The 23,015-nt window shown below is 76.8% G+C and carries 22 protein-coding genes and 2 pseudogenes; all 24 read right to left on the bottom strand.

What is annotated here, in order from left to right; translation table 11 throughout:
• Positions 1 to 3: 3 nt before the first annotated feature.
• A complete protein-coding gene (locus REH70_RS01290; protein WP_310751247.1) occupies positions 4 to 501 on the bottom strand; it encodes an LpqN/LpqT family lipoprotein in 498 nt (165 codons plus the stop codon).
• The gene (locus tag REH70_RS01285) at positions 498 to 998 is read right to left on the bottom strand and encodes an FHA domain-containing protein (protein ID WP_310751244.1); all 501 of its coding nucleotides are present in this window, start codon (positions 996 to 998) and stop codon (positions 498 to 500) included. The genes REH70_RS01290 and REH70_RS01285 overlap by 4 nt, the downstream gene beginning before the upstream one ends.
• Positions 995 to 1,309, bottom strand: a complete 315-nt coding sequence (locus REH70_RS01280) for a hypothetical protein (protein ID WP_310751241.1) — start codon at positions 1,307 to 1,309, stop codon at positions 995 to 997. Before REH70_RS01280 ends, REH70_RS01285 begins: the two co-directional genes overlap by 4 nt.
• Positions 1,306 to 1,728 (bottom strand): RDD family protein, encoded by a 423-nt coding sequence (locus tag REH70_RS01275; RefSeq protein ID WP_310754095.1) that lies wholly within the window; start codon positions 1,726 to 1,728, stop codon positions 1,306 to 1,308. The genes REH70_RS01280 and REH70_RS01275 overlap by 4 nt, the downstream gene beginning before the upstream one ends.
• A complete protein-coding gene (locus REH70_RS01270; protein ID WP_310754490.1) occupies positions 1,725 to 2,285 on the bottom strand; it encodes a hypothetical protein in 561 nt (186 codons plus the stop codon). Before REH70_RS01270 ends, REH70_RS01275 begins: the two co-directional genes overlap by 4 nt.
• Positions 2,286 to 2,676: 391 nt before the next feature.
• A pseudogene (locus tag REH70_RS01265) lies at positions 2,677 to 2,985 on the bottom strand (transglutaminase-like domain-containing protein); the annotation flags it as partial.
• Positions 2,986 to 3,299: 314 nt separating this feature from the next.
• Positions 3,300 to 4,319 (bottom strand): annotated as a pseudogene (locus REH70_RS20220) (transglutaminase domain-containing protein); the annotation flags it as partial.
• Complete coding sequence (locus tag REH70_RS01260; RefSeq protein ID WP_310751238.1) at positions 4,316 to 5,620, bottom strand: DUF58 domain-containing protein; 1,305 nt, start codon at positions 5,618 to 5,620, stop codon at positions 4,316 to 4,318. The gene REH70_RS01260 and the pseudogene REH70_RS20220, both read right to left, overlap by 4 nt.
• 106 nt (positions 5,621 to 5,726) lie before the next feature.
• Positions 5,727 to 6,218 (bottom strand): fibronectin type III domain-containing protein, encoded by a 492-nt coding sequence (locus REH70_RS01255; RefSeq protein ID WP_310751235.1) that lies wholly within the window; start codon positions 6,216 to 6,218, stop codon positions 5,727 to 5,729.
• Positions 6,188 to 6,553, bottom strand: coding sequence for a fibronectin type III domain-containing protein (locus REH70_RS01250; RefSeq protein ID WP_310751232.1), 366 nt, complete (start codon positions 6,551 to 6,553; stop codon positions 6,188 to 6,190). Before REH70_RS01250 ends, REH70_RS01255 begins: the two co-directional genes overlap by 31 nt.
• Complete coding sequence (locus tag REH70_RS01245) at positions 6,550 to 7,842, bottom strand: fibronectin type III domain-containing protein (RefSeq protein ID WP_310751229.1); 1,293 nt, start codon at positions 7,840 to 7,842, stop codon at positions 6,550 to 6,552. The genes REH70_RS01250 and REH70_RS01245 overlap by 4 nt, the downstream gene beginning before the upstream one ends.
• On the bottom strand, positions 7,835 to 9,400 hold the full coding sequence (locus REH70_RS01240) for an Ig-like domain-containing protein (protein WP_310751226.1): 1,566 nt from the start codon (positions 9,398 to 9,400) through the stop codon (positions 7,835 to 7,837). Before REH70_RS01240 ends, REH70_RS01245 begins: the two co-directional genes overlap by 8 nt.
• Positions 9,397 to 10,746, bottom strand: coding sequence for an Ig-like domain-containing protein (locus REH70_RS01235; RefSeq protein ID WP_310751222.1), 1,350 nt, complete (start codon positions 10,744 to 10,746; stop codon positions 9,397 to 9,399). The genes REH70_RS01240 and REH70_RS01235 overlap by 4 nt, the downstream gene beginning before the upstream one ends.
• Entirely contained in the window at positions 10,704 to 11,507 is an 804-nt protein-coding gene (locus REH70_RS01230; RefSeq protein ID WP_310751219.1) for a hypothetical protein, read from the bottom strand. The genes REH70_RS01235 and REH70_RS01230 overlap by 43 nt, the downstream gene beginning before the upstream one ends.
• Positions 11,504 to 11,743: a hypothetical protein gene (locus REH70_RS01225; RefSeq protein WP_310751216.1), complete on the bottom strand. Its 240-nt coding sequence runs from the start codon at positions 11,741 to 11,743 to the stop codon at positions 11,504 to 11,506. The genes REH70_RS01230 and REH70_RS01225 overlap by 4 nt, the downstream gene beginning before the upstream one ends.
• A complete protein-coding gene (locus REH70_RS01220; RefSeq protein ID WP_310751212.1) occupies positions 11,740 to 13,191 on the bottom strand; it encodes a serine/threonine-protein kinase in 1,452 nt (483 codons plus the stop codon). The genes REH70_RS01225 and REH70_RS01220 overlap by 4 nt, the downstream gene beginning before the upstream one ends.
• A complete protein-coding gene (locus REH70_RS01215) occupies positions 13,188 to 13,907 on the bottom strand; it encodes an FHA domain-containing protein (RefSeq protein ID WP_310751209.1) in 720 nt (239 codons plus the stop codon). Before REH70_RS01215 ends, REH70_RS01220 begins: the two co-directional genes overlap by 4 nt.
• Entirely contained in the window at positions 13,864 to 14,712 is an 849-nt protein-coding gene (locus REH70_RS01210) for a hypothetical protein (RefSeq protein WP_310751205.1), read from the bottom strand. Before REH70_RS01210 ends, REH70_RS01215 begins: the two co-directional genes overlap by 44 nt.
• A complete protein-coding gene (locus tag REH70_RS01205) occupies positions 14,709 to 15,494 on the bottom strand; it encodes a protein phosphatase 2C domain-containing protein (RefSeq protein WP_310751202.1) in 786 nt (261 codons plus the stop codon). Before REH70_RS01205 ends, REH70_RS01210 begins: the two co-directional genes overlap by 4 nt.
• A gap of 85 nt (positions 15,495 to 15,579) precedes the next feature.
• Positions 15,580 to 17,244, bottom strand: a complete 1,665-nt coding sequence (locus REH70_RS01200; protein ID WP_310751199.1) for a bifunctional diguanylate cyclase/phosphodiesterase — start codon at positions 17,242 to 17,244, stop codon at positions 15,580 to 15,582.
• Positions 17,238 to 17,594, bottom strand: coding sequence for a hypothetical protein (locus REH70_RS01195; RefSeq protein ID WP_310751197.1), 357 nt, complete (start codon positions 17,592 to 17,594; stop codon positions 17,238 to 17,240). The genes REH70_RS01200 and REH70_RS01195 overlap by 7 nt, the downstream gene beginning before the upstream one ends.
• Before the next feature lie 226 nt (positions 17,595 to 17,820).
• Positions 17,821 to 18,795, bottom strand: a complete 975-nt coding sequence (locus REH70_RS01190; protein ID WP_310751194.1) for a MoxR family ATPase — start codon at positions 18,793 to 18,795, stop codon at positions 17,821 to 17,823.
• 72 nt (positions 18,796 to 18,867) lie between these two features.
• Positions 18,868 to 19,875, bottom strand: a complete 1,008-nt coding sequence (locus tag REH70_RS01185) for a polyprenyl synthetase family protein (protein WP_310751191.1) — start codon at positions 19,873 to 19,875, stop codon at positions 18,868 to 18,870.
• Positions 19,872 to 23,006 (bottom strand): NADH-quinone oxidoreductase subunit NuoN, encoded by a 3,135-nt coding sequence (gene nuoN / locus REH70_RS01180; protein ID WP_310751188.1) that lies wholly within the window; start codon positions 23,004 to 23,006, stop codon positions 19,872 to 19,874. Before nuoN ends, REH70_RS01185 begins: the two co-directional genes overlap by 4 nt.
• Between the last annotated feature and the right edge of the window lie 9 nt (positions 23,007 to 23,015).

Genomic DNA, 23,015 nt, shown 5'->3' with positions numbered 1-23,015 from the left:
GCGTCAGCCGAGGCGCGCGCCGGCCTGGATGGCGCGGATCTCCTCGAGCGTGGTGCGCATCTGCAGCGCCGTGCAGGTGCCGGTGAGCTGGACGACGTCGACCGCGGAGCCGTGGTCGACGACGGCGAGGCGCGCGGCCTGGACCAGCCCGCCGAGCTGCGGGTGCACGAAGGCCCCCTCGATCCGGAAGCCGGGCAGCCCGAGCACCGGGAGCTCGGCACGGCCCAGCTCGGAGTACTGGGCGAGCGGCGCGACGCTCGCCACGACGGTGTCGATCGCGTCGGCCAGCGTGCGACCGGGGCCGAACCGGGTCACAGTGACGCCGACGACCGGCTGGAAGCTGCGCGGCGGCACACGCTTCGCGACGGCCAGGACGACACCCGGGGCGGCGATCGGGGACCAGCCTGCGGGGTGGTCGAGCTCGAGGGCCGGGAACGCGGGGAACGCCTCGCTGGGGAACCGGACCGTGCCGCCCGTCGTGCCGCCCGTCGTGCCGCTCATCGCGGGTCCGGACCGCCGGCCGGGGCGAGCGCGGTGACCGCGAAGGAGTGACCGCCGAAGCCGACGGCGACGCCCTCGGACAGCCGGACGCGCTCCTCGGGCACGCAGATGATCTGCTGGCCGTCCTCGAGGGTCACGACCGTGCCGTTCGTCGAGCGGCGGTCGACGACCCACGCACCCGAGGCGTCGACCCCGACGGCGAGGTGGGTCTTGGACACGGCACGCTCGGGATCGTCCATGGTGACCAGTGTGCCGGGCGTCTCGCCGGCCCGCGGCACCGGGTCGCGGCCGAGGAGCGCGCTCCCCGCGACGGTGACGGTGCGACCGTCGGACAGCGCGAGCTCGACCCACGGACCGTGCGGACGGTCGACGGGCGCCGCCGGCCTCGGCGCGGGGGCCGCGACCGGCACCGGTGCGGTCGCCGGGTCGGTCGGGGCCGCCGGGCCGGTCGGGGCCGCCGGGGTGGTGGGGGTGGCCACCGTCGGCGCCCCGCTCACCGGCGCTCCGCCCCCGGGGTCCCGACCGCCGGCGCCGGCTCCACGGCCGGCCGCGGGGTGGGCAGGACGGGGAGCGTCCCACCTGCGGCGCGCGGCAGCGGGACGCGAACCGGCAGCGTGACGAGCGGTGACGCGCCCGCGGCCGCGGCGGCGGTCGCGGTGCGGGCGACGGACGAGGTGGTGGCCGCGGCCTGCTCGGCCGGCTCGGCGGGCGACGACCCCGCGGCCGGCTCGGCGGTCGGCGAGGTGGCCGGGACCGGCACCGGCGCGACCGGCACCGTGGGGTCGCGGCCGTCGCGGACGTCGATCACGAGCGTGCCGTCCGCCAGGTCGTACCACCCCGCACGAGGTCACCGACCCGACCGGCCGGTGCGCCGGTGCGCGCGGCGACCGTGCGCAGGTCCATGGCCCGCTTGCCGGCCGTCCAGCCACGGGTCGCGTCGGTCCACGCCTGGGCGCCCACGGCCCCGACCGCGAGCAGCAGCCCGAGCAGGACCAGCACGACGCGCACGCCCGGGCGCGGGTCGGCCACGCTGCCGAGGGGCGCGAGCACACCGACGGCACCGACGAGCAGACCGGGCAGCAGCACCGCCGCGTCGACGAGGTAGGCGACCGTCCGGCGGCCGGGCGGCGCGGGGACGGTGCCGGCGAGCGGCGTGGGCACGGTGCCGGCGAGCGGGGCGGGGAAGGCCGTCGGCTCGGCCTGGGCGGTGAGGGGCAGCGGCGTCATGACTCTCCGTCGCGGGACGATCGTCCGCGGGGTCGTGGGGTCGGGGCGGTGGGCACGGTGTGGCGGCCGGTGCGACCCGGACGGATGGGGCGCGGGTGGGTGCGGACGGGGTGGGGCGGGGCGGTGCGGGCGGAGACGGCGTGGGGCGTGGAGGTGCGGGAGGGGACGGTGCGGGGCGAGGGACCGGTCACCGGCGCGGGCACGGCGGGGCGCGCGCCCTGTTCGACGGTGCGGTCGCGGGGCGGGACGGGGACCGGTGCCCGGGCACCGCGTCGCCGGCGCAGCGACGCGGTGGACCAGCGGGACCGCAGCCGACGGCTGCGTGGCACGGCCGCGCGCATCGCGGCGACGACGTCGTCCACGCCCGCCCAGTAGCCGTCGACCTCCGCGTCCCCCGGGTGCCCGGGGGCGAAGACGACGGCGTCCGCCCGGGTCGCCAGCCCGGTCAGCGGGGCGGCGCTCGCCGCCCCGACGCCGACGGCGAGGCACGCGGCGGCCTCCCGGCGCGTGGCGCCCACGGTGACCGGCAGGGCGAGGTCGGCGGCGGCGTCGAGCACCTCCTCCCACCCCCGACGACCCGGGTGACCGCGTCGGGGGCGGTGCGTCGCCGACGACGACGCCGCATCCGCAGCACCGCGAGCCCCGCGAGGGGGCGAGCACGAGCAGCAGGGGCACACCGACGACGGCCGCCGCGACCGCGACGACGCGCGGCCAGCCGGCCGTGGCGGCGTCGGGCCCGGACGGGTCCTCCGTGATCGGCTGCTCCGCGTCCACCTCCGGCGGCGCGACCGGCTCGGCGGGCGGCGGCGGCGGCTGGACGACCTGCGGCTCCGGCTGGGCCTCGTCCTGCGGGGTGCGCTCGTCCGGGGTGCGGCTCTCGTCCGGCGTCGGGTGGAAGGGGACCCAGCCGTGGCCGGCGAACGCGATCTCGACCCACGCCTGCGCGTCGTCGCCGGTCACGACGACCTCGCCGGCGTCCCCGTCGGCCGGTGCGCCCGCGTCCGGCCGGAAGCCGAGGACGACCCGTGCGGGCAGGCCGAGCTCGCGGGCCATGAGCGCCATCGCGGACGCGTACTGCTCGCTGTCGCCGACCATGAGGTCGCCGCTGAGGAGTGAGGTGATCCGGTCGGCGCCGTGCCCGGACAGCGAGGGGTGGTCGCCGGCGTCGGTGTTCCCGTGGCTGAACCAGCCCCGCTCGGCCAGCCCGGCCTCCAGGGCGCGCGCGACCTCCAGCGGGGTGGAGGCCTGACCGGCCATCTCCCCCGCCACGAGGCCGACGACGTCCGGCACGGCAGTGACGGGCGGCAGCGTGACCGCGGCCGGGGCGGCGGCGCCGATCGCGGCGTCGTCGGGCACCGGCGGCACCGTGGTGTCGAGGGTGTAGGTGAGGCCGTCCGGCACGCCGCCGGTGAGCACGGCGGTGTCGGTGGTCCGGTTGACCCGCAGCCCGTCGGCCGGGTCGGCCTGCGCGGAGGTGTCCGCAGAGGTGTCCGCGGAGGTGCCCGCGGAGCTGCCGGTGACGCGCACCGCGGCGGCCTCCCCACGGTCGGCAGCCACACCCCCGGCAGCGCGTGGACCTCGACGTCGACCGTGGCGGCGCGGCCGTCCGGCGCAGGGGCGCCCGCGGCACCGGCGTCGACCGAACCGGCGGGGCGCCGGAACGCGCCCGAGCCGGACGCGGCACCGGGCGCGCCGACCGACCACACCACGCCGTCGTAGGCGTCGAGGGTCGCGAGCCGCACCGGTGCGCCGTCCGGCAGGCCGCGGACGGTGAGCAGCGGGGTGTCCTGCCAGTCCTTGACGAAGCGCCGGTAGCCCGCGAGCGGGCTCGGCTGCTCGCGGGGGTCGAACGGCGGGGTGACCTCGTCCCGCAGCACGTACCGCGGACGCTGGTCGGCGAGCACGGGCCCGACGACGACGCCGCCCGCCCCCGCGACCGCGACGGTCAGGGCGAGCGCGACCACGCGCCGGACCGCGAGCCGCCCGAGGCGCCACGCGACCCAGGTGAGCAGCCCGCCGGCGGCGACGAGGCCGGTGACCATCGGGAGGAGGGTCTCCCGGGTGCCGAGCGCGAGCGCCGCCACGCCGACGAGGGGCGGTGCGGCGGCCGCGAGGACCGCACGCGACGCCGTCCGGGCCCGCAGCGCGACGCTCACGGCTGCCGCGGCACCGGCGACGGCGAGCGTGTACGGCGCGACGAGCGTCCCACCGTCCGCGCCGAGCGGGGCCTGCCGGGTCAGGACGTCCGCCCAGACGGTGACCACCCCGCCGAGCAGGGTGCGCACGGTCGCGCCCGTGGGCACGACGCCGCCGAGGGTCGTCCCGGGCGCGGCGAGCGCGCCCCCGGCCACCACGAACGCGACCACGAGGACGGCGAGCGTGGGGAGCACGGCCCAGCCGCGGCGGGCGGCGGTGGCGGCGATCGCGGCGCCCACCGCGAGCCCGCCCAGCAGCGCCGGCCACACCGCTCCGACCGCGTACGCCGGCACGACCGGGAGCGCCGCGACGGCGAGCGCCGCCACGAGCACGGCGACGTCGGCGAGCGCGTGCGCACCCGGGCGCGGGGCGCGGGCGGCCCGGCGGGCGGTCATGCCGTCACCACGCGGCGGACGACCCGCGGGAGGTCCGCGAGCGCGGGCAGCCGGACGAGGGTCAGGGCGCCGTCGGTGCGCACGGCGACGCCGGCGGCGGGGTCGCAGGAGAGGACGAGGACGGGCACGCCGACGGCGATCCGGGCGGTGTGCGCGCGCAGCGTCGCAGCGTCGGTGGCGGACCCGGTCACGAGCACGACGACCGAGGCCTGCGGGACGGCGGCCGCGACCCACCCGGCGAGGTCGCCCACCCCGGGGTGGCCCACGGCCGGCTCGAGGGTCGCGCAGTCGTCCAGCAGCCGCGTGGCCGTCCCGGTCCGCAGGGGTCCGTCGCCGGCGAGCACGGTGGTCCGGCCGGCGTCCCGCAGGGTCGCCAGGGCCAGCGACGCGGTCGCGGACACCGCGAGCTCGATCTCCTCGGCGTCGGCGTAGTCGGCCGGGTCGAGCGAGAGCGCGACCGCGGTGTGGCTGCGCCGGGTGTCCTCGAACTGCCGGACGACGAGGTCGCCGTGCCGTGCGCTCGACTTCCAGTGGATGTGCCGGCGGTCGTCGCCGGGCACGTAGTCGCGCAGGGTGTGGAAGGACAGGTCGTTCGCGGACAGCGCGCGGGTCGATGTGCCCTCGAGGTCGCGCAGCAGCCCGTGGCCGCCGCCGGGGAGCGCCACGGTCGCCGGGTGGACGTAGAGGTCGACCGGGTCGGTCCACACCAGCCGGCGGCGCACGAGCCCCCACGGGTCGCCCCGCACCGACCGGACCGGGCCGACGACGACGACGCCGCGACGCGACGTGGGCACCGCGAAGACGTCGTCGTGCTCGGCGCCCGGCCCGAGCGACGGCAGCGGGAAGTCGGCCGCACCGCGGCCCACCGGCAGCTCGACAGCCGCCGGCAGCAGGCGGCGGCGCGAGGTGTTGCGGACGACGATGCGACCCACCGCACGCTCGCCCACCCGCACCCGGTCGCCGGACAGGTCCAGGGTCACGGCGTAGGTGGAGCGGCCCAGGCTGAGGACCGCGGCGACCAGCAGCGCGACGGTCAGCGCGACCCCCGCGGTGGCGACCTCGACCCAGCCGAACCACCACCCCGCTGCGCACGCCGCGAGCGCGGCGAGCGCGGTCAGGCGGCCGAGCACCGACAGCGGCACGGTGCGGCGCCGCGACCCCGGGTCGGCCGGGCGGTGGGTGGCGCGGCCGGGGACGCCGTCGCCGGCCGCGGCACCGGCCACGGGCGCGGGCACGGGCGCAGGAGCGGGCACGGGCACGGGCACGGGCACGGGCACGGGCGTGAACGTGACGCCGCTCATCGGGTCCTCTCCTCGGCCGGCGGGGTGCGGGCCGGGCCCGCGGCACCCGGCGCGGGCACGGGCGCGGGAGCCGGGGCCGGGGGCGGCTCCACCGGCAGGGTCGCACTCACGGCGGCCGCGGCACTGGTGCCGCGCGCGGACAGCGCCTGCACCTCGACCCGTGGCGCGCCGGCACCGGTGGGCGCGACGAGCGTCGCCTCGCGGTCGGCGGCCCCCGGACGACCCAGTCGCCGTCGCCGGCCCGGACCCGGTACCCCGTCACGGGGCTGCCGCCGTCACGGCCGGGCGTCCACCGCACGACCACCGCGAGGGCGTCGTCGTCGGTGGGCGTGGCGGTGGCGGTCACGGTGGGGGCCTGCGGCGCGGTGGTGACCGCGACCGGCGCGATCACGGCCCAGTCGCCGGCCTCGCCGCGCGAGCTCCACGCCCGCACGCGGAAGGTCGGCGCCGGCCCGGCGGTCAGCCCGTCGACGACGACGGACGTGCCGCTCAGGCGGCCCACACCCTCGACCTCGTACCCCGTGACGGTGAGCCCGGCACCGCCGGCGTCGGCCGGCGGCTGCCAGGTCAGCCCGACCCGCCCGGCACCCCACGGCACCGCGTCGCCGCCCCCGTCGGTGGCGGTCGCGTCGAGCGGCGCGGAGGGGCACTCCACGTCTGGGCCGTGGTCGTGCCGGCGGCGGACCAGCCGACGGTGTTCCGCGCCCGGACCCCCACCGTGTAGCGGCGGCCGCGCTCGGCGTCGGGGAACGACCAGGACGCCGCGGACGCCGGCAGGGACGCGACGGTCGCGCCGTCGACGGTGACCTCGTACCCGGTGATCGCCGCGCCGTTGGTCGCCGGCTCGGCCCAGGTGACCTCGAGGCGGCCGGCCTCGGTGCCGCTCGCGGGGTGCCGGACCGCCGTCGGCGCGGGCGCGGACGGCGTCGTCATGGGCACGCCGACGGCCGACCAGGCGCTCCACTCCCCGGCTCGGGGGCGCGGTTGTGGGCCCGGACGCGCACGACGTACTCGACGCCGTTCGTCAGGCCGCGCAGCGTGGTGGTCGTCGCGGTCGTGGCCAGCGACGCCCCCGCGGGCGGCGCCGGGCTGACCTCGACGGTGTACCGGTCCACCGGGGAGCCGGGGCTCACCGGTGCGGCCCACGTCGCGGTGAGCTGGCGGTCGTCGGTGGTCAGGGTCGGGGCGGTGACCGCCTCGGGGCGCGCGTCCGGCCGGGCCGGCGCCGACGGCGCGCTCTCGGGCGACCAGTCGACGGCGTTGCGGGCGGCGACCGTGAAGGTGTGCTCGGTGTCGTTGACCAGGCCGTCGACGGTGCAGGTGGTCCCGGCGCACTCGCGCACCGCACCGCCCGGGTGGGTCGTGACGCGGTAGGCGGTGATCGGCTCGCCGTTGGCCACCGGTGCGTCCCAGGCGAGGACGACGGTGCGGTCGCGGACCTCGACGACGCGCGGTGCGGTCGGGGTGCCGGGTCGGCCCCGGACGATGACGGTGACACGGCCGGTGACCTCGCGTGCGGCGTCCCCCGTCACGTCGCGCACCGTGAACCGGGCGACCATCGCCCCGACGAACCCGGCCGCCGGACGGACCGCGACCTCGGACCCGCTCACCGACGCGGTGCCCGCACCGGGCGTCTCCACGACGGCGTCGACGACCCGCAGCGGCGACCCGGGGAACGGGTTGTAGGCGCCGTCGAGCACCGGGACGGTCGTGACGCGGTCCTCCACGCCGTCGGGGACGGTGCGCTCGACGACGCGGGCGAGCGGGCGCGTGCTCGCGGTGACCCGCAGCTCGACCCGTGCATCGAGGGTCCCGGCGACGCCGTACCGGATGGCCAGGCCCAGGCTGCCGAAGGTGCCCCGGGCGGCCGTGGGCAGCGCCGCGACCTTGAGCACCGACCCGTCGAGCACCGCGGTGAAGCCCTGCGGGACGGCGGAGGTGAGGGTGTAGCCGTAGCCGTCCCCGGCGCCGCCGACCGGGTCGGAGGTGAACGCGGTCAGCGGCACGGCGACCGGGTCCTCACCCGGCGCGACGTCGATCGTCGAGGGGACGAACGTGGGCGGGTGGTCCTCGACCGCGAGGACGGTGATCGGGAGCGTCAGCACCGCGCGGCGCGCACCGGCGTCCCCCGTCGCGGTCGCGTCGGTCACCTCCACCGAGATCGAGGCGGGGCCGGCGTACGAGCGTGGCGCACGGAAGACGAGCGTCGTCGCGTCACGCACCAGCGCCGATCCGTCGGACTTGGTGGCCTGGACTCGCGAGGGGTCCGAGATCGTGGCGGTGCGACCGGGGGCCACCTGCACCTGCTCGGCGAGCGGGATCTCGAGCTCCGAGCCGGCGAGCACCTCGAGCCGCGGCGCGCGGGGCCGCGGCATCGGGGAAGTCGCCGAGCGCCGGCACCGTGATGAACGCCGTGCTGGTCAGGCCGCCGCCGCCCGCCGCCGTGTTGGTCAGCACGTACGGCAGCGTCTGGGCGTGCTCGGCGAGGGTCACGACGACCGCGCCGGTGGGCGTGGTGCGCGCGGTCGAGGCGTCGTCGGGCACCGAGACGGTGAGGTCGGACAACGGCCCGCTGCGGTTCTCGGCGACCGCGAGGACGTCGACCTCGACCTCCGTGCGACCGACGGTGTCCCGCGCCGGGACGACGACGTCCCGCGCGACGGGGGGCACCGGGCTCGCGTCCGGGTCGACCGTCACCCACAGCACCGCGGTGGCGTGGCCGCCGCGGTCGTTGCGGGCGGTGTAGGCGATCTGCAGGGTCCCGGGGGCCTGCGGGGACTGCACGACGACGCGCCGGCCGACCGTGCGGGCGTCGACACCGGGGTCGGTCACCAGGGCGGGGTCCAGCGTGAGCTCGCTGCCGCCCGCGTCGACGTCGTTGGCGAGCACGCGGACCTCGACCCGGCGACCGGGCAGGACCGTGACGCGGTCGTCGCGGGCGACGACGCGCTCGGACGTGCCGGGGCGCTCGGCGATGCCGACCCGGACCGTGGCGACCGCACGCTGCCCGACCCAGTCCTCGACCGCGTAGGTGAACTGGTCGGTACCGGACTCGTCCCCGAAGGCCTCGTAGTCGATCCAGTCGGCGCCGGTGTCGACGACCCGACCCTTCTCGGGCGCGCGGTCCAGACCGAGCAGGGTCACGCCGTCGCCGTCCGGGTCGACGCCGACCAGCGGGACGGTGATCCGGGTGATCTCGCCGGCGAAGACGCGCGCGGTGACGGGGGCGGGCTGCGGCGGCGCCTTGGTGGTGGCGTCCGCGGCGTGCACCGTGACGGTCAGGCGTGCCGACGTGGCGGCGCCGGTGGCATCGGTCACCGTGAACGACGCCCGGGCCGTGGTGGGGCGGTCGGGGGCGCGGTAGCGCAGCACGTCGCCGGAGACGAACAGCAGGCCCTCGTCCTCGCCGAGGGGCTCGGCGAGGTCGGGCAGGAGGGTGAGCGGCCCACCCTCGGGGTCGAAGGCGCCGTCGAGCACCGGGATCGTGACGACGCCGCCGGTGCGCACGGTGGCGGTGGCGTCCGGCACGACCGGGGGCTGCTGCGTGGCGGACGCGGGCAGCGGTCGCACGAGGACTTCCCCGCGCGCCTCGCGCAGGCCGTCGGAGACGACGTAGTGCAGGACGACGGGTCCGGGCAGGCTCCCGGTCGCGGTGATCCGCAGCAGCCCGTGACCCAGGACGGCGACCTCGAGTCCCGAGCCGTCGGGCACCTCGACGGAGTGCAGCACGAGGATTGCGCCGTCCGGCGAGATGTCGTTGGCGAGCGGGTCGATCGTCACCTCGCCGCCCGGGGGAGCAGGGCGCGGTCGGCGACGGCGGTGGGCCCCTGCGCCTCGAGGGGCCGCTCGCGCACGTCGACGCGGGCGACCCCGGTGGTCTGCTGGGTCCCGGCGGCCACGGTGAACGTGACGTACAGCGGGCCCGGCCGGGCGGCGGTGACGGTGAAGGTCCCGGCGGCGACGTCCGGCACGACGGTCGCCCCGACGAGGGGCTCGACCCCCGCGAGGCGGGGCACCTCGGTGGTGCCGCTGCGGACCGACGCGAGCGGGTGGACGGTCACCGGCTCGCCGACGTAGGCGACGGCGTGCACGGGGTCGACCACCGGGACCAGGGAGCCGACCGGCCGCACGTCGACCCGCAGCTCCCCCACGGCCGTGGCGACGCCGTCGGAGACGACCAGCCGCACGCCGACGACGCCGAGCGCGCCGTCGGCGGCCTGGAAGGTCACGTGGCCGTCGGGCCGGCTGTGGACCGTCCCGCCGTCGGTGACGGTCGCCTCGACGAGCACGAGGTCGTCGCCGTCCGGATCGGTGAAGGCGGGCAGGACGTCGGCGGTGACCGCGGCACCCTGCTCGACGACGACGGTGTCCAGACGCGCCTGGGTGGGTGGTGCGTTGCTGCCGGCCGGCTGGACGGTGACCCGCACGGTCGCGGTCGCGGGGGCCGCGGCACCGCGACCGTCGGTGACGGTGTAGGTGAACTCGACGGTGCCGGAGGCGGCGTCGTCGACGGTGAGCTGCAGGGCGCGGCCGCCGTGGACCGCCGTGAGCGTGCCCCACGCCGCCGGGACCGGGTCCCACTCGGACAGCACGAGGACGCCGCAGTCGGACGCCGCGTCGTTCGCCAGCACCGGGAGCTGCACGGTGCGGCCGGCCCGCACGCCGTAGGCGTCGTCCGACGCGGTGGCGGGCGCGGACTCACCGGTGCACTCGGTGGCCGAGGACAGCGTGCCCTGCTGGGTGTCGGAGTCCTGCGGGTCATCGTCCTGCTCGGCCTCGGGCTCGATGTCCTGCCAGTTCGGCTCGCGCAGCTCGGGGTCCTCGGTGGGGACCCACACCCGCCCGTGCGCGGTGTCGTTGAGCACGACGACGGACCGGTTGACCCGGAACACGAGCCGGTCCTGCGCCGTCATGCCCGCGAGGTCGACGACGGTCGGGCCGTCGGTCCCGCAGCGGGTCAGCGCGCTGCCGGTGGCGGACGCCCAGGCGCCGTACACGCACGCCCCGACCCGCACCGGTGCGGCGGGCGCGCCGCTGCCGCCGGAGGGGTGGCGGCGCACGTCGTCCGGCGTGGTCGCACCGGTCAGCGGCACCTCGAGCAGCGCGGTCGGGCCCGCGACCAGCACCGTGGCGGCATCCGGACCAGGTTGCTGCAGCCGCAGGGGGTGCCGGCACCGGCGAGGTCCACCGCACCGGTCGCGGTGCGCAGCGTGGTCCCGGTGAGGGTGACGAGCTGGTCCCCGACGGCGGTGGCCTGCTCGACCGGCCCGGCCGCGGACGCCTGCGCGTCCGGCTCCCCGGCGGTGAGGACGCGGGCCCCGGCCCCGTCGCCGTCCGCCCGCAGCGTGCGGCGGGTCCCGTCCGCGGCCACGGTCAGCACGTCCCCGCCGACGGCCACGACCGCCGCCCCGCCGACGCCGAGCTCGGCGTCCGCCGGGCCGTCGGGGACGAGCTCGGCCAGCGTGCCCACGCGCCCGATCCGCAGTGCGCCGTCCGCGGGGTCGACGACGGCGACGGTCCCGGCGGCCGACGACACCCGGGCACCGGCGGGCAGCGCGACCTCGGCGGTCGTGGTGACGGCGGCGGGGTCGACCGCGGCGAGGACGCCGGGCTCGTGGATGAGCACGTCGGCGCCGTCCTGGAGCACGTCGACCTCGCTCGACCCCGCGACCAGGCCGCCGTTGAGCTCGCCGACGGTCGAGCTGTAGCGCCCGACGCCGAGGGTCGAGGCGTTGGTGAGCCACACGCCGCCGTCGTGCAGGTCGAGCTGTGACACCGCCTGGCCCGGGTGGATCAGGGCCAGCACGGCGAGCAGCACCGGGGCGGTGACGGCGGCGCCGGTCCGGGTCCACGTGCGCCGGTTCGGCATGCCGCGGCGCGCGGTCACGGCGTGCACCCGAGCGCGGGCCGGTTGGACGCACGCCGGTCCGCCCGGACGATGGAGACCTCGACGCACGTGCGCTCCGCGGCCGCCGTGGTCCCGGCCGGGGACCCCGTCGCGACCTCGACGGTGACCTGCGTGTCGTCGACGAGCTCGAGGCGGGTGTCGGCACCGGCCCGGACGACGCCCCACAGGTACCGGTCGCCGTCCTGCGGCTGGGGGTTCGTCCAGGTCGCGGTCACCGTGCCGTCGGGCCGCGGGGTGACGCGGACGTCGACCGGAGCCGGCACCGCGGTGACGACCGCGGCCGGCGTGGCCGACGGGGCGGGCTCGGCGGCGACGGCGACGTCCGGGTCGCCGGCGCCGAGCGCGAGGGTGGTCGAGGCCGCGAGCGCGGCCACGACGGCGGCGCCCGCGAGCGCGGTGAGGACGCGCCGCGACCGGGCGGGCCGGGTCCGGGGGCGACCTCGGGGTCGTCGTGCGCGTCGCCCGCGTGCTCGTCGGCTGCCGCGGGGACGGTGAAGGAGGGCAGCACCGGCACGCCGGTGGCCGGCGTGCTCGGACCGGCGGCGTGCGGGCAGGGGCCGACGTGCACCGGCTCGGCGTCGGGCGTGATGCTCGCGATCGGACGCCGACGCGTGACCGTCGCGGCCTCCTCGGCCGCCGTGCGCTGCGGCCGGCCGGGCTCGTCATCGGCGGCGTCGTCCCCCTCGGGGTCGATGCTCACCACGGGGCGCAGGCGCGTCGCGGCGTCGTCGGCGGGCGCGTGCGGGGCGGCGCCGGAGCGGGTGACCGGGCCGGCCGTCTCGTCGGTCCCCTCCTGGGCGAGCTCGACCGGCGTCCCCGGGAGCATGAGCTCGAGCTCGACGGCCTGCAGCGCGCGGGCCAGGGCGAGCGCCGAGTGGAACCGGTGGACCGGGTTCTTCTCCATCGCACGCGCGAGCGCGGCGTGCAGGCTCGGCGGCACGTCGGTGCGGCCGGTGCGCGGCAGGGGGTCCCGCTCGATGCGCGCGACGAGGTCGGCCGCACCGTTGGCGCTGCCGGGGACCTCGAACGGGGACCGTCCGGCGAGCAGGGAGTACACGGTCGCGGCGAGGGAGTAGACGTCGGCCCGCACGTCGCCGTCCGGGACGGCGGCGAGCAGCTCGGGCGGCGACCACGGGATGGACATGCCGACCGCGGCGCCACCGCTCCAGCCGGTGGTGGCGGCGATGCCGAAGTCGGTGAGCGCCGGCCAGCCGAAGTCCGTGGTGAGCACGTTGGCGGGCTTGATGTCGCGGTGCAGGATGCCGGCCCGGTGGGCCGTCTCCACCGCGGACGCGAGGCGGATCCCGATGCGGAGCGCCTCCGCGACCGAGATGCGCTCGCTGCGGTAGCGGGCCCCCAGCCCGGGGCGCGCGCAGTACTCCATGACGAGGTAGGGGCGGCCGTCGGCCGCGACCGCCGCGTGGTGGATCGTGACGATCGACGGGTGGTGGGAGAGCTGGGCCATCAGGTCGGCCTCGGTCCCGAACCGCGCGAGGACGTCCGCGTCAAGAGAGTCCGCCGGCAGCACCTTGACCGCGACCGGCCGGCGCGGCAGGTGCTGGGTGTAGAGGTAGACGTCCGCGAACCCGCCCATGCCGAGCAGCCGCCCGACGGTGTGACCCGGGATCTCGGGCGGCGCGGAGGGGCGACGGGGCACCGTCACCGCGAGCGCTCCACGGTGAACGTGACGCCCTCCCCGAGGTCGACGAGCACGCCCGGCTGCAGGACGGTCGCCTCCCCCGGCTGCAGGCGCTGCGGCGCCGCGGCGGGACGCACGACCAGCACGCCGTTGGTCGAGCGCAGGTCCGTCAGCACGACGTCGTCGCCGTCCATGCGGACCTCGGCGTGGGTGCGCGAGATGTCCTGCATCGGGCTGGGCACGGTGACGAGCTGCGGGACCTGGCTGCTGTGCACCCGCGACGCCTGCGGCGCCCGGCCGATGAGCACCGGCCGGCTCAGCGTGACGCGCTCGCCGGTGGACAGGGCCAGCCGGGCGGCCGCCGGCGAGGCGGGCGTGGGCAGGGACGTGGCGAGCGGCGCGGCCACCGCGTGGCCCGCCCACTCCGGCAGCCGACGGCGCAGCGCGACGACGTCCGCGCTCAGCACCGTGGTGCCGTCGTGGTCGGTGGACGCGGTGGGCAGCACCTCCGGCGCGACCGGGTGGTCGGCGGGCTCCGCGCCGGACCGGTCGGTGCGCGTCCCGGCCGGCTCGTCGCTCGGCCGGTCGGTGGGCTGCTCGGTGGGCTGATCGGTCGGCTCGGTCGGCCCCGCCACGGCGGGTGCCGCGTGCCGCGGCGTCTCGGCCGGGCGCAGCATCGTGAGGTCGAGGGGCTCGTCACCGACGACGGGGTCCGCGGCGCGGGCGGGGTGGGGCAGCACGGCGACCGGTGCGGCGACCTGTGCAGCGACCGACACCGACATCACCGCACGAGCAGCCACCCCGGACCCACCGCGGGCACCGCGGAGGTCGGCACCGGGGCCGGCACGACGTCCGGCACCGCGGGCGACGGCTCCCCACGGGGGACGGCACCGCCCCGCGGGACGGGTCAGCGGTGCCGGCCGGGGCCGCGGTGACGGACGGCAGGGCGGTCACCGGCACGGCCGGCGCAGGGTCGACAGCGACGGGCTCGACGGCGACGGGCTCGACAGCGACGAGGTCGACGGCGACGGGCTCGACAGCGGCGAGGTCGACGGCAACGGGCTCGACGGCGGCGAGCGGGCAGGTCGGGCGCAGGCGGACGCCGCCGGCACGGGCGACGCCGGCGGCCATGGGGAGCGCGGTCGCATCAGCGTCCGCCTCGTCGCCCGGCGCGCGCACGGTGACCGTGCGGACGCCCTCGACGACCTCGTCGGACCACGTGGACACCCCGGGGGCGGTGAGCACGAACGCGCGGCCGGCCGCGGTCACCTCGACCTCGACCGCACCGCGGACGACGGCGTGCAGACGGGTGCCGTCCAGCGTGAGCAGCGCGAAGGGCGGCAGGGTCGCCAGACCGTCCCGCACCAGCACCTGCAGGTGGTCGACCACACCGGCGGGACCGGCGGCACCGGCGAGGCGCAGGGACTCCCACAGCCGGTGCACGAGCGCGGACGGTGTGGTCGGCGGGAGCAGCGCGACGCCGCCGTCCGCGACGACGGCGACCCACTCGCCGGGGGTGTACTCGGGGGCGTCCACGCTGGTCACTGCTCCGTTCCGTCCCCGCGCAGCGGCGGGGTCACGGGTCGTTCGATGGTCGCCTCGTCCACGCCGGCGGCGCGGGCGTCGCCGAGGTCGACGACGACGGCGGTCACGTTGTCGCGGCCACCGGCCTCCACCGCGGCCTGGACGAGGATCTGAGCCGCGGCCTGCGGGTCGGGCTGGTCCATGAGGAGGTATCGGATGGCGTCGTCGTCGAGCTCCTGGGTGAGCCCGTCGGAGCACAGCAGCAGCCGGTCGGCCGAGCCGGCGGGGATGAGCCAGTAGTCGGCCTCCGGGACCGGGCCGGTGCCGACCGCGCGCGTGATGACGTGGCGGTCGGGGTGCCACTCGGCGTCCGCGGGGCGCAGGCGCCCGTCGTCGATGAGCTCCTGGACGACCGAGTGGTCGACGCTCACCTGCTCGAGGGATCCGTCGGCGAGGCGGTAGACGCGCGAGTCGCCCACGTTGAACACCAGCCAGTACGGCGCGCCCCCGGCGGCGACGGCGGCCCCTGCGACGGTCGTGCCGGCGGTACGACCGGCGCCCACCGACTCGCGCACCCGAGCGGCGGCACGCGCGAAGGCCGCCTGGACGTCGTCGTGGGTGACGCCGTCGCGGTCGGCGAGGCGGGAGAACTCCTCGACGGTGACCCGGCTCGCGACGTCACCGGCGTCGTGACCACCCATGCCGTCGGCGACGAGGAAGAGGGGCGGCTGCGCGAGCAGGGCGTCCTCGTTGAGCCGACGGACCCGACCTCGGTCCGTCGCCGAGCCCCAGGACGTGCGCACAGGGCCCTCCACTCCTCAGGTCGTCACCGGTCGGTGACCGGACGGCGGTGCCGTTCTGCCGTCCCCATCGTCCGGATCGCCCGGGTCATGAGGATCGGGCGGCGAGCAATCCGGTCGGGGCGGGAGATTCCGGGCACGGCCGCAGGCTCGGGCGCACGGCCGTGACGGTGCGCTGCCGCTCCGCACGGGCGTGGTCCGGCCCGGTCACCCACCCGGCCAGGTCCGCAGCGGGCACTGGACGGCTGAACAGGTACCCCTGGGCGACGTCGCACCCGAGCGCCGCCAGCCGGTCCCGGGTCGCGGCGTCCTCGACGCCCTCGGCCACGGTGGTCAGCCCGAGGTGGTGCGCGAGCTCGATGACGGACCGCACGACCACGGCGTCGGTCGGCTCGGCCACCATGCGGGCCACCAGCGACCGGTCGATCTTCACGGTGTGGACCGGAAGCCGCGTCAGGTGCGCGAGCGACGTGTACCCGGCCCCGAAGTCGTCGATCGACAGCGTCACGCCGAGGTCGGCGAACGCGGCGAGCATGAGGCGGGCGCGTCCGGGGTCGGCCATGATGGCGCTCTCGGTGACCTCGAGCTCGAGGCACCGCGCCGGGACGCCCCAGGCGGCGAGCAGCCCGGTGACGTCGGCGAGGAAGGCGTCGTCGAGCAGGTTGCGGACCGAGACGTTGACGGCCACGTGCAGCTCGCGGCCCGCGTCGTGCCACCGGCGGCACTCCGCGAGGGCGGCCGACAGGACGTACCGGGTCAGCGGGTGGATCAGCGCGGTGCGCTCCGCGACCGGGACGAACCGCGCCGGCGGCAGCAGCCCGAGGACGGGGTGCTGCCAGCGCACCAGCGCCTCGACGCCGCACAGCCGGCCGTCCGCGAGCGCCAGCTTGGGCTGGAAGTGCAGGACGAGGTCGCCGGCGTCGAGCGCCCCGCGCAGCTCGCCGAGCAGCGCGAGCTGCTCGCGGCTGTGCTCGTCGATGTCCTCGTCGTACACGCACACGCCGGTGCCGCGGCTCTTGGCGCGGTACATCGCGATGTCGGCGTGCCGCAGCAGCGCCTGAGCATCCATGTCGCCCTCGCCCAGCGCGATGCCGATGGAGGCGTCGACGTCGAGGAAGATGCCGTGCGCGTCGACGTTCGTGTCCATCGTCGCCTGCACGGTCGCGGCGACGGCGAGCGCGGAGGCGACGTCGTCGACGTCGGGCAGGAGGATCGCGAACTCGTCCCCGCCCAGCCGGGCGACGGTCGCCGACGCCGGCACGCACCCGCCCAGCCGGCCGGCGAGGACCTCGAGCACGCGGTCGCCGTAGCGGTGGCCGAGGGTGTCGTTGATCTCCTTGAACCGGTCCAGGTCGATCAGCAGGAGGGTGATCGGCGCGGCGTCGGGTGCGGATCCGCTCAGCAGGGCGTCGACCCGCTCACCCATCGCGCGGCGGTTGGGCAGCCCGGTCAGCGGGTCCCGCAGCGCCTGCCGCCGGTTCTCCTCGCCCTGCTCGACGACGGCCCGCCGCCCGCGGACGACGACCGCGCTGAAGAACAGGACGAAGGCCAGGCCGAGACCGAACACGACCGGCGTGGCCACGAGCTTCGCCTGCTGCGCGCTGCCCATCGCCGTCAGCGCCGTGCTGGCCTCCTCGAAGTGGCGCTGCACCTCGTTCTCCAGGGCGGCCTCCAGCGGGTCGAAGTACGGGTCGACGTAGGTCTCCTCGTGGTCCTCGGCCGCGGACGGGTCCATCGGCCCACCGGTCAGCATGGCCTCGACCGCGCGTCCGTACCGAGCGTGCAGCGTGGCCCAGTCCTCGACCGTCCCGCGCCGGGAGGGGTGACGGATCCGCGCAGGCCGTCGAGCGCCTCGTCGACGGCCGCGCGGGCGTCGAGGTACTCCTGAGCGGTCTCGCCGTCCTCCTCGGGGCCGGGCGCCTTGAGCTGGTCGACCAGGTTCTCCTCGAGCACGAGCGCCGTGAGGGCCTCCCGCGACCACGCCGAGACGACCGCGCTGACCTGAGCGCGCTCCGCGGCCCGCGCGTCGGTCACCGCGGTCGTCACCGAGAACACGGTGAGGGCCGCCAGGACGCCGACCAGTCCGACCGTGGCCGCGTGCACGGCCGCGCGCGGGAGACCCGTGCGCCGGCGTCGGCCCGCGCCCGCGCGGCTGCCGGTGGCTCGTCCGGCACCCGCGCGTCGGGCAGGCGGGCGTCGCGGGCGCGCGCCAGGCGTCGTCCGAGCATGGGCCCCTCCTCACCGCCGCGGGCGTGCACGCCTGCGTCCACAGCCGTCCACCCCTCATCGGCGGCACGCGGTCGCGGGTGAAGGGATCGGCCGAGGCGGATCAGCCGGCGGCGCGACGCTCCAGCGGCGCGGGGACCTCGCCGAGCACGCGCGTGAGCACCGCCTCGGCGGTGGTGCCGGCGAACTCCGCGTCCGGGTCGAGCACGAGCCGGTGGTTCCACACCGGCGCGACGAGCACCTTGACGTCGTCGGGCAGGACGTAGTGGCGGCCGTGCGCCGCCGCCCAGACCTTCGCGGTGCGCACGAGCGCGAGCGCACCGCGCACGCTCACCCCCAGCCGGGCGTCGGGTGCGGCGCGGGTGGCCTCCGCGAGCCGCGACACGTACTCCAGGACCGCGCCGTCGACGTGCGTCGTGGTCGCGACCCGGATCATCGCGGCGACGTCGGCGGTGCCCACGATCGGCTGCAGGGCCCCGGACCGGTCCCGCTGCGCCGCACCGGCCAGGATCTCGACGGTCGACGCGTGGTCCGGGTAGCCGATGGACGTCTTGACGAGGAACCGGTCGAGCTGAGCCTCGGGCAGGCGGTACGTCCCGGCCTGCTCGATCGGGTTCTGGGTGGCGATCACCATGAACGGGCGCGGCGCCGCGTGGGTGACGCCGTCCACGGTGACCTGCGCCTCCTCCATGACCTCCAGGAGCGCGGACTGCGTCTTGGGCGAGGCCCGGTTGATCTCGTCCGCGAGCACGATCGAGGCGAACACGGGCCCGCGGTGGAACTCGAAGGCGCGCGTGCCCTGGTCGTAGACGGTCACGCCGGTGACGTCGCTCGGCAGCAGGTCGGGGGTGAACTGGATGCGGCTGTGGGTGCCGTCCACGGTCGCGGCGATCGCCCGGGCGAGCGACGTCTTGCCGGTCCCGGGGGCGTCCTCGAGCAGCAGGTGCCCCTCGGTGAGCATGCAGGTCAGCGCGAGCCGGACGACGTCCGCCTTGCCGAGCACCGCCTCGCCCACGTGGGCGACGAGCCGCTCGAAGGTGCCGGCGAACTCGGTCGCCTGCTCGGGCGTCATGGTCATGGTCGTTCCCCCTGTCGGTCGGCGGTCACCTCAGCGCCCGCCGCGTGCCCCGCCCGCGGCGCGCACGTCGGCTCAGGATGCCCGGTCCACCAGGGCGTCGGCGAAGGCGACCAGCGCGTCGCGCGCGGGCCCGGCGGGCAGCGGCCGCAGCTCCGCGACGGCGTCCTGCGCCCAGGTCACCGCGAGCTCACGCGTCTGGGCGACGACCGGGTGGGCGCGCAGGGCGGAGACCGCCCGGGACAGCGCGGCGTCGTCGGACAGGTCGGAGTCCAGCTGGGTGAGCAGCGCGCGGTCCGCCTCGGACGCCGCGTCGCCGGCGACGCGTGCCCGCAGCAGGAGGACCGGCATCGTCGGCACCCGCTCGCGCAGGTCCGTGCCGGGGGTCTTGCCGGTCCGGGCGCCGTCGGCGGAGAGGTCGATGACGTCGTCGGCGAGCTGGAAGGCGACGCCGACCTTCTCGCCGTAGCCGGTGACCGTGCGCAGGATCTCCGGCGGGCAGCCGGCGAACATCGCCCCGAAGCGGGCCGACGTCGCGATGAGGGACCCCGTCTTGTCCGACAAGACCTGCAGGTAGTGGCCCACCGGGTCCTCGCCGTCCTGCGGACCGACCGTCTCGTGCAGCTGCCCCAGGCACAGCCGCTCGAACGTCGCGGCCTGGAGCCGGACCGCCTCGGGTCCCAGCCCCGCGACCACGCTCGACGCGCGCGCGAACAGCAGGTCCCCGGTGAGGATCGCGACGGAGTTGCCCCAGACCTCGTGCGCGGCGGGGGCGCCGCGCCGCAGCGGCGCGCTGTCCATGACGTCGTCGTGGTAGAGCGTCGCGAGGTGCGTCAGCTCCACCACGACGGCGGCGTCGAGGACCTCGGGCCGCTGCCCGTCGCCGAGCTGGGCGGCGAGCAGGGTCAGCAGCGGCCGCAACCGCTTCCCGCCCGCGTTGACGAGGTGCCGCGCGGTCGCGTCGGCGAGGACGTCCGCGTGCGCGACGGCGTCCCGCAGGCGCTCCTCGACCACGGCGAGGCGGGCGGTGAGCAGCTCCGCGAGCGCAGGGTCGGGCAGCGGGAACGCTGTCGTCGGGGTCACGGGATGAACCTAGCCGCCTCACCGACCAGATCGAGAACCGGCGAGGGCAGGACGCCGAGGCCGAGCGTGGCCACCGCGGTGACGGCGATCCCCACGGTCGTGAGCCCCTCGGACCGCACGACGGCGACGCCGCCGTGCCCGGCGTCGGCCGGCGGCTCGGTGAAGAACAGCAGCACGACGATCCGGATGTAGAAGAACACCGCGATCGCGGAGCCGACGACGCCGGCCACCGCGAGCGGCGCGGCGCCGCCCTGGACCGCCGCGGAGAACACCGCGAACTTGCCGACGAAGCCCGCCGTCAGCGGGATGCCCGCGAAGGACAGCATGAACAGCGAGAAGGCGCCCGCGAGCCAGGGGCTGCGCCGGCCGAGGCCCGCCCACTGCGACAGGTGCGTGGCCTCCCCGAGGACGACGCCGTCGGCGTCCACCTCACGCACGAGGGTGATGACGGCGAACGCGCCGACGGCGGCCGCACCGTAGGCGAGCAGGTAGAACATGACGCCGGAGACGCCGTCGACGTCGAGGGCGACGACCCCGGTGAGGATGAACCCGGTGTGGGCGATCGCGGAGTACCCGAGGATGCGCTTCATGTCGGTCTGCACGAGGGAGACGAGCGTCCCGAGCGCGATGGTCGCGATGACCACGGTCCACAGGGCGGGGCGCTGGTCCCACTCCAGGCCGGGGGTCACGACGTAGACGAACCGCAGCATCGCGCCGAACGCGGCGGCCTTGGTGCACGCGGCCATGAACCCGGTGATCGGGGTCGGCGCACCCTGGTAGACGTCCGGGGTCCACGCCTGGAACGGCACCGCGCCGACCTTGAACAGCAGCCCGACCAGGACGAGCAGCACGCCGGCGAGCAGCAGCGGGTCCATCCCCACGACCGTCGCGGTCGCCGCACCGATCGCGTCGAGCCGGACCGAGCCGGCGAACCCGTAGAGCAGCGCGACCCCGAAGAGGAAGAACGCCGACGCGAACGAGCCGAGCAGGAAGTACTTCATCGCGGCCTCCTGCGACAGCAGGCGACGGCGGCGGGCCAGCCCGCTCAGCAGGTACAGCGGCAGGGAGAGCATCTCGAGGGCGACGAACATCGTCAGCAGGTCGCCCGCCGCGGGGAAGATCATCATCCCGCCGGTCGCGAACAGCACGAGCGGGTAGACCTCGGTCTGGGCCAGGCCCTTGCGCCGGGCGGCCTCCTCGTAGTCCGAGCCGGGGACGGCGGCGGACTGCGGCGAGAAGGCGTCCTCACCGGACTGCCCGCGGTCGGCGACGACGAGCAGCGCGAGGAGCGCGAGGAGCGCGACCATGCCCTGCAGGATCAGCGCGGGCCCGTCGAGGATCATCGAGCCACCCAGCACGACCGTCCCGCCGGTCTCGCGGACACCGGCCCACAGCGCGGTGAGCGCCACGAGTGCGCCGGCGGTCGCGCCGAGCGCGAGGGTCAGCTGGATCGGGCGGCGCAGGCGCTGCGGCGCGAACGCCTCGACCAGCACCCCGATCACCCCCGCACCCAGCACCAGCAGGACGGGCGACAGCTGCGCCCAGTCGATGTGCGGCGCGTCGAAGGCCCCGGTCACGTCGTGCTCCTCGTCGTCGGTACCGGTGCCGCTCAGCAGCCCCTGCGTCGGGGCGACGTCCTGGACGCCGACCTGCTCGACCGTCAGGCCGGACGGCTCACGCACGAGGTCGACCATGGGAGCCGGGTAGAAGCCGAACACCACCATGAACGCGATGAGCGGCGCGACCGCCCAGCGTTCGCGCGCGGACAGGTCCGGCGTGGTCGCGAGCTCGTCGCGGACGGGGCCGGTGAACACGCGCTGGTAGGTGAGCAGCACGTACAGCGCGGCCAGCACGACGCCGAGGACGGCGACGACGGCGGCCGGGCCGGACCGCGCGAACGTGCCGACCAGCACGAGGAACTCGCTGACGAAGGTCGAGAGCCCCGGCAGCGACAGCGCCGACAGGCCGGCGACGAGGAACGTCCCGGCGAGCACCGGGGTGACCCGCTGCAGGCCGCCGAAGTCCGCGACGCGCTGGGAGCCCCGCCGGGCGACCAGGTACCCGGCGACGAGGAACAGCGCCCCGGTCGAGAGCCCGTGGTTGACCATGTACAGCGCGGACCCCTGGATGCTCACCGAGGTGAAGGCGAAGATCCCCAGCACGATGAACCCGAAGTGGGACACCGACGTGTAGGCGATCAGCCGCATGAGGTCCTGCTGCCCGATCGCGAGGACCGCGCCGTAGAGCACGGAGATCACCGCGAGGACGATGATCACCGGCGCCGCCCAGCGGGACGCGTCCGGGAACAGCGGCAGGCACAGCGTGAGCATCCCGAACGTGCCGACCTTGTCCAGCACGCCGACCAGCAGCGTGGAGGTCCCGGCGGTCGCGTTCTGCGCGGCGTCCGGCAGCCAGGTGTGGACCGGCCACATCGGCGCCTTGATGGCGAAGGCCAGGAAGAACGCGAGGAACAGCAGCCGCTCGGTGACCACCGGCATGTCCAGACCGGTCAGGGTGCTGGTGAGGAAGCCCTCCGGCCCGCCCGGGCCCTCGACGTACAGGGCGATGACCGCGGCGAGCATGATCAGCCCGCCGGCGAGGGAGAAGACCAGGAACTTCACCGCCGCGTACCGGCGCTGGGCCCCGCCGAACACCCCGATGAGGAAGTACACCGGGATGAGCATGGCCTCGAACAGCACGTAGAACAGGAACACGTCCCGGGCCGCGAACACCGCGACCATGAACGCCTCGAGCACGAGGACGAGCGCGAGGTAGTGGCGCAGCCGGTCGGCCGGGCCCACCTCGTCCCGGCGGGTCGAGAGCACCACGAGCGGCGTCAGCACGACCGACAGCAGCACGAGCAGCAGCCCGACGCCGTCGACGCCGACCGCGTAGCTCGCGCCGATCGCCGGGATCCACGGGTGGGTCTCGGTGAGCTGGTGGGTCGCGGCCACGCCGGTGTCGAACGCGGTCAGCGCGAGCACACCGAGCGCGAGCTCGAGCAGCGTGACGACCACCGCCACGGTGCGGGCCCGCTCGCGCAGGGAGGTGGGCAGCACCCAGAGCACGACGGCGCCGACGAGCGGCAGCACGATCAGTGCGGTGAGCAGGGGGAAACCTTCGAGGTTCACGTCAGATCT

Origin of the sequence: Cellulomonas sp. ATA003, assembly GCF_031582905.1 — a bacterium.
Lineage (GTDB): Bacteria > Actinomycetota > Actinomycetes > Actinomycetales > Cellulomonadaceae > Pengzhenrongella.
Note: the sequence above shows the minus strand (reverse complement) of the source record. Positions and strands in the feature narration are given on the sequence as shown.